Consider the following 13,221-nt stretch of genomic DNA (forward strand, 5'->3'; position numbering starts at 1 on the left):
TTGTGCCACCCGATACGATACAGCCAAGTCTCGTTGGGATTCGTTCCTCATCCTGTAGCGGTCTAACGATCCCGACCGGAAGCAACTTAGGTCGGGAATGGCTGATCACTACAACACCAGATTCCCGGTTAACTTTTCTTGCCCCAGATCTGCTCCAAACGCTGGTCACGGCCGCAATTCCAGCGGTAGAACTTGTATTTCAGGGCGTAGTTTTTATAGAAATCCTGGTGATAGCTCTCATCGCCGGTAATCGGCCAGAAGGTTGCCGCATCCAGAATAGGCGTCACTACATTGCGGTTAGGGAATTTTTCGATCACTGCTTGCCTGCTGGCTTCAGCAAGCCTGCGCTCTTCAGCGTTGGCGACAAAGATTGCCGCCCGATAGCTCGGCCCCTTATCACAGAACTGGCCCCGGTCGTCGAAGGGATCAATGTTGACCCAGTAATGATCCAGCAGCTGCTTGTAGGTCACGACCTCAGGGTCGTAGGTGATCTCCACCACTTCATAGTGCCCGTCATGGTTTCCGTTGTAAGTGGGATTGGGCAAGGTGCCACCACTAAATCCGGAAACCACATCGCTGACTCCTTCCAGCTTCTCGAAGTCTGACTCCATACACCAGAAGCAGCCACCGGCCAGTATCGCTTTATCGGCGTTGGCACCAGAAGCGAAAAGTGAGCTTAAAACCAACAGCGGCAGTGCAAAATGTTTTTTCATAGATCCGTCTCTCTTTCTTATTAGACTCTTCTGTCCCAAAGCGGGTTCAGGGGAGGCAGGCGCCGACTCTGACTGGGTAAGCTTACCGGAGTTCCTCTACTACGAAGCCCTGCCGCTATCCATACAAACAAAGCCTGATGATTTCAGGCTGAAAACCGCTGCTGTGACAACACAACTGCCGGTAGAGTTAAGGCCAGAAAGAGACAACTGTCACAGCAATCTTAAGACGGCTACGACAGTCCGAAGAGCCGTATCAGTGACCAAATTCCGGGATAATCACCTCTTCCCGAACCTGCTGACCATAATTGAACAATTGCAATGCCGGGGCTGCGCCAGTAGAGCTGATATTACTATCACACCAGTCTGTCCGGCTCAGGGCTGTAGGCGTCGAGTAGCTGGCGTAATCATCACTCAGGTCGACCCCAGGCAGCAGCCGGTCGCTGATCAGCTTGGCCCGTACCTGCACCGAGGGATCCGCCATGCGGTTACGCTGGCCCCACCCGATCATATAGTCATTGCAATAGATGCTCTCGGTTGCTGGACGCTCAAGGAATGCCAGATCGCGGTGAGCATCGAACCAGCGCCGCATCATAATCTCTTCAAACAACATAGCGGTATCCTCGTAAAGGACACCGCCGCCGCTGGCAGAAGAGTATGCGTAAAGGTCATTGGACCCTTCGGTTTCCAGCTCAGTACCCGCTTGTGCTGCAGTTAACATTTTCTGCTGTGAGGTGGCAGTTTTACCCTGAAAGAACACACCCGCAAGGCCATGCATCATTGCCGAGTTGAGCGGATAGGTCTGGTGGAGCTGTTCACTCGCCAAAGTAGGGAATCGGGAAACGTTCTCATAGATTTTCAGGTTGCTGTCCAGTCTCCCCAGCTCTTCGGGCGGCACCAGGTCGGCCGCGTGAGCCAGTTCGTGTGCCAGAAGGCTGAACAGATTTGGCTTAAGCTCACTGATAGTACGTGACGAATTGCGTTCGGCATTATAACTGTTTGAAACCGTGAGACGCCGATAGCTACTGTCCAGATAACGCGAAGTTTCGACAAACTTCAGGTCTTTACCGTATGCCAGCCGGGCATCAGTGTTACTGCTAAGATCTGCGGCTTCTTCAGCAGAGGTCCATAAGTAAGTGCCATCCAGATAAATTGCGCCGGTCAGTTCCGTATAATAGGACGGTCGGATATCGTGGCCAATTACGATTGCGGTCACACTTTTGAACAGTGCCAGATCAGACATTGGCATTGAGCGTAGCGCCTCAAGAAAATTCCGAGCCATCCAGCTATGGCTACTCACGACGCGTTCTGCAATACGATCGACCGTCAGAAAAGTGTAGGTAGTACCTAGCGGAGCCAGCTGACCCACGGTACAGGCATCTGCCGTGGTCTTCGCTAAAGCACACTGTTTGAGCGCAGACGCATAACCTGTCGTCTGATTCCAGGCTTTATAGCTGAGTTGCTGGATTGAGCTGCCACTTCCATCCCCATCTCCGCCACCCCCACATCCCTGCAACATTGCAACAACAAGTGCGCCAGTCAGAACCTTCCCTGTACTCATCATTCATCCCTATATAGCCAAATTCCATTCTGGGGCGATCTTATACGCTGTAGTTTGACGAGGCAAAAAAAATAGCTTTTGAGGTTGGATATGACTTACAGATGATCACCACTAGTCCTAACTCGGTTAATGACCATGCATGGGTATAATCACCTCCTCCCGCACCTGCCGACCATTATTGAACAATTGCAGTGCCGGGGCTGCGCCAGTAGAGCTGATATTACTATCACACCAGTCAGTGCGGCTCAGGGTTGTAGCTGTGGAGTAGCTGGCGTAGTCATCACTCAGATCGACATCAGGCAGCAGCCGGTCGCTGATCAGCTTGGCCCGTACCTGCACCGAGGGATCCGCCATGCGGTTACGCTGGCCCCAGCCGATTATAAAGTCATTACAGAAGGTGCTGTCAGTTGCGGGGCGTTCAAGGAAAGCCAGATCACGGTGAGCATCGAACCAGCGCCGCATCATAATCTCTTCAAACAACATAGCGGTATCCTCGTAGAGGACACCGCCGCCGCTGGCAGATGAATAAGCATAGAGGTCATTGGCCCCTTCAGTCTCAAACTCTGCGCCAACCTGAGCGGCGGTTATCAACTTTTGCTGGTCAGTGGCTGTTTTCCCCTGAAAAAATACCCCTGCCAGGCCATGCAACATCAATGAATTGAGCGGATAGGTCTGATGAAGCTGATCGCTGGCCAGTCCCGGAAAGCGCGCAACATTGGCAAAAACAGTCAGCGTACTATCGAGCCGCCCCAACTCCTCCGGTGGTAAAAAGTCAGCGGCATGAGCCAGCTCATGGGCAACCAATGCAAGAAGACTGGGGCTCAGCTGGTCTATTGTGCGGCTGTTGTTGCTATCCGCTTTATAGAGGTTCGGTACGGTAAGACGCTGAAAACCTGGATTCAGGTAGCGGGAAGCTTCGATAAATGTCAGGTCTTTGGCAAAAGCCAGGCGGGGATCCGTGTTGGTATCGAGATCGGCTGCTTCTTCGGCATTGGTCCAGAGAAAGGCACCGTCCAGGTGGATAGCACCATTAAGGCTGGTATAAAACGAGGGGCGTATATCGTGCCCAATAACAATCGCCGTGACGCTGCGAAAGATCAGCAGATCCTCTTCGGGCAACGTGCGGATGGCGGCAACAAAGTTGTCCCCCATCCATCGATGACTGGTCACCAGCCTTTCGGCGATCAGATCTACCGTCAACCTGCCATACACCGTCCCCAGGGGTGGCAGTTCACCTACGGTACAGGCCTCTGATTGCGTTTTGGCACGGGCACAGCGAACCAGTGAGGAGGCATAGTTTATTGATTGATTCCACGCCTGATAGAGACTCTCGCCTGTATTGACCTGACTGCTTGCCTCAGCACTACCGCCACCACCTCCGCCGCCACCACAACCAAGCAACAACGCGGTCAACAGGGCCACGATTAAGTACCTACCCGGAGCCATCTCCCCTCCCAGTATCGATTCCGATACGGTCACTTTTCAGGCAATGCAAGCCGGCACTCAGGTAGCTTACTAGCCGCGCCCTGTTAAGATCCTGCTGCATACAGGCCCGATATCCGGCGATTGAGGACGCTAACGCCAGCAACAGGCAGGGCTAAGCGACTGGCCACTCTACTCATCACTGCTGACACCGATATAACTCATCGCCTGCCGTGTCTCCTCCCGCTCATGCCCCAGGTCGCCGGTCAGGGAGAGCAACTCGGAGTAATGGGCACTGGCCTTGCGGCTGTTACCCGCAAGTTCGGCAGCCCGCCCGGCACCATGAATGCTGTAATAGCGGTTTGGCGATATCTCCAGGCTGGCTTCATAGGCATCCAGAGCGTCTTCGTAGCGCTGGCTGTTCATCAGCATATCGCCGTAGATTTCCCGCAATGGCAGCACGCTGCCGGGAGTCACCGGGTGCTTATCAACCGAGTCTTCCTGATCAGCCGCTTTGGCCATCAGTTTAAGGCCCGCATCGTAGTTGCCCTCGAGATAGAGTATCCAGGCCTCGATCGCCTGACGCTGGGCGTCAATCAGCGTCGCCCAATATGTTTGTCCGGCCTTCGTTGTATGCTCGAGTAGTCTATTCAGAGTAGCCAGATTCAAACGGGCTGCATGGACGTTTCCATTCCGCACAGCCCCCAGCGCCCTGGCGAAATAGGTAATAGCTTCAACCTGAGGGAATTTGTCCCACGGGAAGCCGGTTGGCTTCCGGATCGGCAGTATTGCAGCCTCCGCCCATTGCTTACGTTCCAGCTGATAACGCGCGGGCATTGCCGCCAGGGCATAGCCACTGACGAAGGTGGGCTGATACTGGGTGCGGACGTAGATTGACTCCAAGGCGGCTCGGGCCTTGGTGCTGTTGGCCATCTGCAGATATGCGTAGATCAGGTAGTCCTGGGCATGGGGGTAGTGATGGGAGACAAAGCTGCCGACCGGGAAGTTCAGCGCGGCATTCGCCGAGCGGAGATTCCAGTTGACCGTTTCCACCCAGTGTCCCAGCCTGACAAAAATATGCGATGGCATATGCAGCGCATGGGGGACGTCCGGGGCAATTTTGTCGTATGCCCGGGCTGCCTGCAGCGCCTGTCGGGCCAGTTCGGGATTATCGTAGGCATGTATGATGTAGTGGATGACTCCGGGGTGCTGGGCCTGTTGGGTATAGAGTGATTCCAGTAACGCGCCGGCTTCCTTCTGCTTGCTGAAGCTGCGATCACTTTTCGGGGCAATGGCCAGTTGCGACAAGGCATAGAACACTGCGGCTTCAGTATTATCTTTGTACTCCATATAGAGCTTTTTCTGTGCCTTAGCCCAGCGTTTTATCCGCTGCTCATAACTTCTCTCTTTCCAGCCATCGTAGAAGCGCTGAGTCGCGCGGATAAAGGCTCTTTCAATGGGTTCTGAAGGTTTGAGCTGGCGCGCCTTAGCAATGGCATCAGCCCCTTGCTGACTCTTAATCTCATCAGGCTCGCCCGGCCAGAGGGGATGAAAGCGGGTCATGGAAACACCCCAATACAGCATGGCGCAGTCAGGGTGAAGACTAATGAGTTCGCTAAAGCGACGGTGAGCCTCGGCGTACATCATATGGTGCAGCAGGGCCAGAGATTCATTGAAACCCTTGCGGGCATCTTCGCTACAGCTGATATCAAAGCGGACATCACCATAACGGTTTTCGACTGCAGTGGCGGTTGCGTCTGCATCCCCTGCGGCTACATCCATGTGAAGCATCATCAGCCAGAAGCTGAAAACCAGGGAACCCGCGCGCATAAGAGTATTCATGGCGTGCGCCTCACATTACACCGGCACAATAAAAGCTGTGACGTTAAAGCTGCGACCGCTGCCTTCACCCATGCGCTTTCCAGAACTCACGCCGGAGAATATCCCTGCACTGCAACCAGCTCCATACCGGTATCCATCAAAAGTTAACCGATCAGAAACCCGACTGCCTGATTGTGTTTCAGAATAGTTCAATTTCTTCTGTACAAACGAGGTTACCAACTGATCACTAATTAATTGTCGGCTTTGATGGATTCTGGACTAGAGTTATATGAAGTTCTGAAGAGGTTCCTACGGATTTCAGGCTCTCGTTCGACACGGATAAAAGGATGGGAATCCCGATGTTGAAATGGATACTGACAGACTGTCTGACAACCGCATTTTTTATTGTCGCAGCCGCTCAGGTCATGCCCTGGGTTGAGCAGGCTCGCGCAGATTCAAAACGTCGGGACCTGACCATCCTCAACTGGTCGGATTATATGGATCAGAGCCTGATCGCTGAATTTGAAGTGCAGCACGGCATTAAGGTCCGCCAGATACTGTTCGACTCGGAAGACAGCCGTACCGACCTGCTGCTGTCGACCCAGGCGGTGGGCTACGATCTGATTCTGGTATCCAATAGCGATATCAACGCTTACATCCGCCAGGGCTGGCTGCAACCTCTCGATCCCGAGCGTCTGCAAGCTTCACGGCAACATATAGCCCCGCGCTGGAATGAATTCAGTGATACGGCAACGCGCTACGGTATGCCCTACCTTTGGGGCACACTGGGCTTTGCCTACCGTGCCGACCTGCTCAAAAAAGCGCCCAGCCGCTGGATTGATCTCTATCGGCCTGGTGCTGAGCTGCAGGGGCATATCGGGATGATCGAAGACTCCAGAGACCTGATCGGTATGGCACTCAAGGCGCTCGGTCACCCGCTAAACAGCAGTGATGTGCAGCAACTCACGGAAGCCGAGGAACTGCTGCTGGCGCAGGCACCTTATGTACGCAGCTACCAGTACAACCTGCCAGGTTCAGATTCGGCACTGGTGAGCGGCGAACTGAAAGCTGCGGTGTTATATAACGGTGATGCCTTAGCACTGCAGGAGTACAGCCCTGAATTGAAATTTGTCCTGCCACAGGAGGGAGGCAATATCTGGATAGATTACTTTGCCCTTGGCAGCCATGCCCCCAATCCGGATATGGCGTACGCCTTCCTGAAATTTATTCATCAGCCGGAACATGCCGCGCGGTTATCCCAGAAACTGTTCTTTGCCACTCCGAATGAAACAGCCCAGACACTGCTACCAGAGTCGGTTCGCCTGAATAAGGCGATCTACCCGGATGCCCAGATTCTGGCCCGCTCCGAGATCCATCAGGCGCTGCCGCCACTGGCACAGAAACGACGTAATGTCATTACATCCCACCTGTTACGCGGTAGGCAATGAAGCTTAAGTACAAGTTACCTCTGACCTTTATCCCGCTGATCTGCCTACCGCTGGCAGTAGTGGCCGCCCTGTCCTATTTCGAATTAAAACAGAGCGCGCAACGAGAGGCCGAACAGCAGCTGAGAATCTTGCTGAGCCAATACAGCCACCAGATCGAAGAGGCTGTAAAAAGTGCCGAAACCTATACCGAGTACATCAGTCAGGACCCGTTACTACACCACTATCTGCTGACAGCTGACGCCATAGCCCGTTACAGCCTGATTCAGCGCCCCCTGTATGACCGCCTGTTAAGATTGCAGAATATCAGTCCTGAACACTACACGATCAATGTCCTGCTGCCTGATAACAGCATTGATCTGCAGGTCCTGTCTCAGCAGGCATCGATCAAACCCACCGGCGTCCAGAGCGGCCTGCCTGTCGCAGCCAGAACTGCGGGTGCTGAGCAGCCACCAGCCTTTTATCCCGATCCGGCCAGTGGAGAGGTTAACCTCTATACCCAGCGAAATATCTACCTGCGTGATCCCGGAGAGGTCAAGGACGTTGTTACAACAGATCTGACCCTGCGCGGCGCCGTTGTTATCGGCACCGATGTGTTCTCCCAGCTGGCTCCGCTGAATGACAGATTCTGGAGCAGCAGTGGTGCACTGCTGATTACCGATGCGCAAGGCCAGCTACTTCGCACGATTACTCAATCCAGCGAAAATTCCCGGCTTGAACTACCACCCGGCACGGCTGAAACAGGCCCCCGTAATATCCGGCTGGAGAGCGGAAACCATTTGCTGTTCCAGCAGCAGATCTACCCTCAGGTCTGGTTACAGGCGCTGATTCCGGAAGCGTCCGTCGACCGCTCCGGTCAGATTGTCGCGATGAATGTGATCACCGTATCGCTGATTGCCAGCATCCTGGCGATTCCCCTGTTGCTCTATTTGCTGAACAGCCAGATTCTGACACCGGTACGGCAGCTGACATCGGCCTTTATCCGCCTTGGCAAGCAGGAGGAAGAGATTCAGGTACTGGTGGCGCAGGAGGATGAGCTCGGCGATCTGAGCCGGCTTTTCAACCGCACCAGCCTGGAACTGCATCGCTCCCACCGGCAGATCAGGAACCTGGCCTTCAGTGACAGCCTGACAGGACTGCCAAACCGCTTTATGTTTATGAAAAATCTGAAGCAGGCGATGGAGCGGGCCAGCGAACATAACCAGAAGATGGCATTGCTGTTTCTCGATCTTGATCGGTTTAAGCAGATTAATGACAGTATGGGGCATAACACCGGCGATGCGCTGCTACAGCAGGTGGCCGCCCTGCTGCAGCGAAACCTGCGCAACCACGACCTGGTTACCCGCAGTGGCGATGAATTAGCGGCCCTCAGCCGCAGTAACCTGGCCCGCCTTGGCGGTGATGAGTTCACTATCCTGTTGCAGGATATCAGTTCGCCTGAAGAAGCCCGTATTATTGCCGAACGTATCATTGCCGCCCTGTCCGAGCCTCTTGAGGTGAACAACCAGCAGCTGAATACCGGTGCCAGCATCGGTATATCGCTGTTTCCCCAACACGGTAGCAATAGCGAAGAGCTGATTCGCCATGCAGACGTCGCTATGTATCAGGCAAAAAGAGACACGGTGACCCGTTACCGCTTCTTCAGCGAACGCAGCCTGGATGAGGAAGGACAGAAGCAGATTGAAGCCAGGCTCTACCGGGCGATCAAATCCGGTCAGATCGAAGTGTGCTATCAGCCCATCTTAGATCAGCACAGCCTGCGTACCGTCGCTGTCGAAGCTTTGCTGCGCTGGGAGGACAGCCAGCTAGGCCCCGTCGAACCCGCCCTGTTTATCCCCATTGCAGAGCGCTGTGGACTGATCAGCCTGCTGAGCGAAGAAGCAATCAATACAGCGCTGGCGCAGCTTAAACGCTGGCACAGCGACGGGCTCAGCGAGCTTAAACTGTCACTGAACCTGTGTAGTGCACAGCTTCAGGACAGCAGTTTCCCCGACAAGCTTGGCGAGTTGCTGCGACAGTACCAACTCGAGCCACAGTCAGTCTGGCTGGAGATCAAGGAAGCGCAGTTACTGAGCAGCAATGAACAATCCCAGACAACTATCACCGCCCTGAAACAGGCAGGCTACAGTATCGCACTGGACGACTTCGGTACGGGATACTCCTCAGTCAGCGCCCTCAGGGATAAGCCGGCAGCGATTCTTAAGATCGATCACACCGTCTTGAACGATTTTGAGCATAACGAGAAGCAGCAATCACTGGTCGCCGCCATCCTGTTGATGGCAAAAACGCTGAATCTGAAAGTGATCGTCGAAGGGATCGAAAACGAGGAACAACTCGCAATCATGTGCGAGTTCGGCTGCGATATGCTGCAAGGCTACCTTTTCAGCCCCCCTTTGGCCGCCGACGACCTCAGTCGCCTGTTAAACAGCCAGCTGTGGCTGCAGCAGAGTGGCAACCGCTACACCCCTCAGTGAGTGCTGCTTCATCCGGTTACTCTGACAACTTGTCTAAGTAGTAGTACTCCTTTACCCTGACGCCGCCTAAGCCCTAGTATCAAAGCAATACTAAGACGAGCGCAAACCTGCCGGACACTGTCTCAGCTGACACCCCGGCGGCACAACCTCATCCACAGTCCCTCCGGGTGGCTGTTGTCCAAAATATGTACGACCGGATTTTCCCACATGTTTAACAAGCCACTGCTGCCCTGCCTGTTGGCAATGCTCTGCAGTTTATCCAGTACTGTAGCAGCTGACACACTGGACTCTGTCCAGCAGAGGGGACATCTGAAGTGCGGCGTGACCACCGGCGTACCGGGATTCTCCATGCCCAACACCCGGGGGGAGTGGAATGGCCTGGATGTTGACCTTTGCCGCGCCATTGCCGCCGCAACACTGGGTGACGCCTCTAAAACCAAGTTTGTCCCGCTGACCACAAAAGAGCGTTTCACCGCCCTGCAGTCCGGTGAAGTGGACGTACTGACCCGCAATACCACCTGGAACCAGACCCGCGACAGCCAGCTGGGGCTTAACTTTGCCGGTATCAACTTCTATGACGGCCAGGGTTTTATGGTGATGAAAGATCTCGGCGTCACCCGCCTGGATCAGATGGATGGGGCGACAATCTGTATCCAGTCAGCCACTACAAGCGAACAAAACCTGGCCGACTACTTTCGCTTTAAGGAGATGAGCTATAAAACCGTGGTGTTTGAGACCAACGCCCAGGCTCTGCAGGGATTTGAAGCCAGACGCTGCGACCTGTTTACCACGGACACCTCCCAGCTATACGGCCACCGGCTCACAATGCAGGCGCCCGCAGAGGCCATGATTCTGCCTGAGATAATTTCCAAAGAACCGCTAGGCCCGGTAGTACGTCAGGGTGATGACCGTTGGTTCAGGGTCGTTAAATGGACCCACAACGCCATGATCAATGCCGAGGAGCTGGGAGTCACAGCCGCAAACGCCGAAACAATGAAGCAGAGCCAGAACCCGGATATCCGGCGCTTACTGGGTGTCGAAGGCCCCCGTGGTAAAGGGCTAGACCTGCCACGTGACTGGGTTTATCAGGTGATCACCCAGGTAGGCAACTACGGCGAAAGCTTTGAACGTAATCTGGGTCAGAGATCGCCGTTGAAGATCGCCCGTGGCCTCAACGCCCTCTGGGTAGATGGCGGCCTGCACTACGCACCCCCGATTCGTTAATCACCCACTGTCTCAGGCGGCGACAGCCGCCTTCTCTGTCGCAGCACGACTGTCCTCTGAAATGAGTGGATATTCATTGACTTCGACGGCATTTGTGATAGCGTACTAGTACATGAATACAGACAATCCCTATCTTGATGAGCTGCTCGAACACCTGCTTGCCGTTGATGACAAGGCCGGTATGGAAAAAGCACTGAGTGGTCTGCTGACACCCTCAGAGCTGGTCGAAATCAGTAAGCGTCTGCAGATATTCAAATTGTTAAAAGCCGGCGTCCCCCAGCGGCAGATCGCCGAAAGACTGGGTGTGGGCATTGCTACCGTCACCCGCGGTTCACGCGCGCTGAAAGGCGAATAAGTTAAGAGCAAACTATGTACAGAAAACCTGCCAGAATTGAGCTGCCCCGCAAGCCTCACTATGTCACCATCAGCGCCGACTGTGATTTTTTTGCGCTGTTTAAGAAGATCGAAAAACGCTATGACAGCTGCTTCTATCTAGAGTCTCTGGGTGAGGACAGCCATATCGCCCGCCACTCCATCATCGGTTTCGATCCGGAGCAACAGCTGTTTGCCAACGGCGATACCCTGACGATTGAAGATCGCGATGGCAACCGCGAAGAATACCAGAGCGATAATCCTTACTACCTGCTGCGCGAAATCGTGCCACAGGACATTATCTCGCGTAAGTATGCCGGAGGCCTGACCGGCTATCTCGGTTACGACGCGATGAACTACTTCGAGTCCAGCCTGCAGCTGCAGCACAGCGAACTGTTCGATACCTTCCGTTTCGGCCTGTTTAAGGATGGCCTGATTCTCGACAAGATGACCGGCGAGGTGATCTACTTTTATTACAGTGACAGCCGCCTGGCACTGGTCGAAGAGCTGATCGCTGCCGACGAAGTCCCTAATGGTGAGCTGCAGGTGATCGCCACCGGCGAAACCATGACCCAGGACGAGCATCGCGCAGCGGTGCTCAAGGTTAAGCAGGACATCATCGAAGGTAAGATCTTCCAGACTGAAGTGGGCTTCAAGAAACGCTTCAAACTGATCGGCGATACTATCAACCTGTATGAAGAGTTGCGCAACGTAAACCCGTCACCGCAGATGTACTACGTTAAGTTCGGCGAACAGAAACTGATCGGCGCCAGCCCCGAACTGCTGTTCCGCTTGCGTCAGGGCGAGATGGAAACCTTTCCACTGGCCGGTACTGCCAAGCGCGGGGTTGATGCGAAAGAAGACACCGCCCTCGCCCGTGCCCTGCTGAACGATCCAAAAGAGATCGCCGAACACAATATGATTGTCGACCTGCACCGTAACGATATCGGCCGCGTTGCCCAGTTCGGTACCGTTAAGGTACGTAGCCTGATGGATATCAAACGCTTCAGCCATGTGCAGCATATTTCCAGTGAGATTGTCGGCATCATCTCTGACAAAGAAGATATGTTCTCAGCACTGGCCAGTAACTTCCCGGCCGGCACCCTCACCGGCGCACCGAAGATTGAAGCGATGAAGATCATCAACGATCTGGAACTCGACGGACGCGGCCCGTACGGTGGCGCTGTCGGTCATTTCTCCTTCAACGGCGACTGCACTTTTGCAATTCCGATCAGGACTGTGTTTGCCAATGGCGAAGAAGCCTATGTACAGACCTGTGGCGGCAACGTCTACGACTCCAATCCCGAAGACGAATACGAAGAGATCCGCCGTAAGTTTGCCGGCACCAAGAAAGTACTGGACAAGTTCGCACCGAAAGATCAGGAGCAGGTGTAATGAAGGTTTATATCATCGATAACTATGATTCATTCACCTACAACCTCTATCAGTTTATTGGTGAGATTCTGACCTCTGAGAAAAGCCAGGGGCAGATCAGCGATTTCGACATCATTGTTAAACGAAACGATGAAGTCACCCTGGAAGAGATTGAAGCGGCAGCCCCGGACCGCATCATTATCTCACCAGGTCCGGGATCACCGGATGATGAAAACTACTTCGGCATCTGCGCTCGCGTCATCCGCGAACTGGGGCCGAAAATTCCTCTGCTGGGCGTCTGCCTGGGTATGCAGGGAATCACCCATGTCTTTGGTGGCAAGGTAGTGAAAGCCCACCTGCCGATGCACGGCAAGATCAGCCCGATCAGCCACGACAGTGAAGGAATGTTCCGTAATATCCCCGATCAGCTGGAAGTGATGCGCTATCACTCTCTGATGGCACAGGCGGAAAGTTTCCCGGCCGAGCTGAAACTGACCGCTGTAGTCGGTGACGATATCAATGCCGGACAGTTTGAAGACCTCGCCAAGATCCATCAGGGCGGTGAGTTTGAGATTATGGGGATCCAGCACCGTCAGCACCCGATCTATGGTATTCAGTTCCACCCGGAATCCTTTGCCACCGAAGGCGGTAAAGAGTTGATCCGTAACTTTCTGTTTGCTGGCTGACCGCAGCGGACAAGTGATAAAACGGCTGCCATTGCAGCCGTTTTTTGTTTTCGGTCATAGTTACAGTCCGGGTTTGTTGCTTTGCGTTCCGGAATGTATAAAGTTGACCGTAGTTGTAAACATAATGTAAAT

Annotated in this window: 10 protein-coding genes; 6 read left to right on the forward strand and 4 right to left on the reverse strand. The window is 54.1% G+C overall.

Annotated features, from left to right (window positions below; translation table 11 throughout):
* Nucleotides 1-128: 128 nt before the first annotated feature.
* The 4 genes from msrA to Q354_RS25900 all read right to left on the reverse strand — a co-directional run bounded on the left by msrA (nt 129) and on the right by Q354_RS25900 (nt 5,535).
* The gene (msrA, locus tag Q354_RS0114305) at nt 129-713 is read right to left on the reverse strand and encodes a peptide-methionine (S)-S-oxide reductase MsrA (protein WP_027858202.1); all 585 of its coding nucleotides are present in this window, start codon (nt 711-713) and stop codon (nt 129-131) included.
* 253 nt (nt 714-966) lie between these two features.
* Entirely contained in the window at nt 967-2,271 is a 1,305-nt protein-coding gene (locus Q354_RS25895; RefSeq protein WP_156948362.1) for a hypothetical protein, read from the reverse strand.
* Between the two features lie 126 nt (nt 2,272-2,397).
* Complete coding sequence (locus tag Q354_RS0114315; RefSeq protein WP_027858203.1) at nt 2,398-3,693, reverse strand: hypothetical protein; 1,296 nt, start codon at nt 3,691-3,693, stop codon at nt 2,398-2,400.
* Between the two features lie 192 nt (nt 3,694-3,885).
* Entirely contained in the window at nt 3,886-5,535 is a 1,650-nt protein-coding gene (locus Q354_RS25900; RefSeq protein WP_051560158.1) for a tetratricopeptide repeat protein, read from the reverse strand.
* 338 nt (nt 5,536-5,873) lie between these two features.
* Here Q354_RS25900 and Q354_RS25905 point away from each other — a divergent pair, with 338 nt between their 5' ends.
* The 6 genes from Q354_RS25905 to Q354_RS0114350 all read left to right on the forward strand — a co-directional run bounded on the left by Q354_RS25905 (nt 5,874) and on the right by Q354_RS0114350 (nt 13,089).
* Complete coding sequence (locus tag Q354_RS25905; RefSeq protein WP_051560159.1) at nt 5,874-6,962, forward strand: polyamine ABC transporter substrate-binding protein; 1,089 nt, start codon at nt 5,874-5,876, stop codon at nt 6,960-6,962.
* Nucleotides 6,959-9,433, forward strand: a complete 2,475-nt coding sequence (locus Q354_RS27480; protein WP_051560160.1) for a putative bifunctional diguanylate cyclase/phosphodiesterase — start codon at nt 6,959-6,961, stop codon at nt 9,431-9,433. The genes Q354_RS25905 and Q354_RS27480 overlap by 4 nt, the downstream gene beginning before the upstream one ends.
* Before the next feature lie 207 nt (nt 9,434-9,640).
* Nucleotides 9,641-10,657, forward strand: coding sequence for an amino acid ABC transporter substrate-binding protein (locus tag Q354_RS0114335; RefSeq protein WP_027858204.1), 1,017 nt, complete (start codon nt 9,641-9,643; stop codon nt 10,655-10,657).
* A gap of 112 nt (nt 10,658-10,769) precedes the next feature.
* Nucleotides 10,770-11,012, forward strand: a complete 243-nt coding sequence (locus Q354_RS0114340) for a Trp family transcriptional regulator (protein WP_027858205.1) — start codon at nt 10,770-10,772, stop codon at nt 11,010-11,012.
* Nucleotides 11,013-11,026: 14 nt separating this feature from the next.
* Nucleotides 11,027-12,424: an anthranilate synthase component I family protein gene (locus Q354_RS0114345; RefSeq protein ID WP_027858206.1), complete on the forward strand. Its 1,398-nt coding sequence runs from the start codon at nt 11,027-11,029 to the stop codon at nt 12,422-12,424.
* Entirely contained in the window at nt 12,424-13,089 is a 666-nt protein-coding gene (locus Q354_RS0114350) for an anthranilate synthase component II (protein WP_027858207.1), read from the forward strand. The genes Q354_RS0114345 and Q354_RS0114350 overlap by 1 nt, the downstream gene beginning before the upstream one ends.
* The last annotated feature ends 132 nt before the right edge of the window (nt 13,090-13,221 follow it).

Source organism: Marinobacterium jannaschii DSM 6295 (assembly GCF_000620085.1).
In the GTDB taxonomy this organism is placed as follows: domain Bacteria; phylum Pseudomonadota; class Gammaproteobacteria; order Pseudomonadales; family Balneatricaceae; genus Pontibacterium; species Pontibacterium jannaschii.

Bases quoted from the DNA above. Each gene is read 5' to 3' on its own strand.
- msrA (WP_027858202.1), bottom strand. From the start codon at position 713: ATGAAAAAACATTTTGCACTGCCGCTGTTGGTTTTAAGCTCACTTTTC.
- Q354_RS25895 (WP_156948362.1), bottom strand. From the start codon at position 2,271: ATGAGTACAGGGAAGGTTCTGACTGGCGCACTTGTTGTTGCAATGTTG.
- Q354_RS25900 (WP_051560158.1), bottom strand. From the start codon at position 5,535: ATGAATACTCTTATGCGCGCGGGTTCCCTGGTTTTCAGCTTCTGGCTG.
- Q354_RS25905 (WP_051560159.1), top strand. From the start codon at position 5,874: ATGTTGAAATGGATACTGACAGACTGTCTGACAACCGCATTTTTTATT.
- Q354_RS27480 (WP_051560160.1), top strand. From the start codon at position 6,959: ATGAAGCTTAAGTACAAGTTACCTCTGACCTTTATCCCGCTGATCTGC.
- Q354_RS0114335 (WP_027858204.1), top strand. From the start codon at position 9,641: ATGTTTAACAAGCCACTGCTGCCCTGCCTGTTGGCAATGCTCTGCAGT.
- Q354_RS0114340 (WP_027858205.1), top strand. From the start codon at position 10,770: ATGAATACAGACAATCCCTATCTTGATGAGCTGCTCGAACACCTGCTT.
- Q354_RS0114345 (WP_027858206.1), top strand. From the start codon at position 11,027: ATGTACAGAAAACCTGCCAGAATTGAGCTGCCCCGCAAGCCTCACTAT.
- Q354_RS0114350 (WP_027858207.1), top strand. From the start codon at position 12,424: ATGAAGGTTTATATCATCGATAACTATGATTCATTCACCTACAACCTC.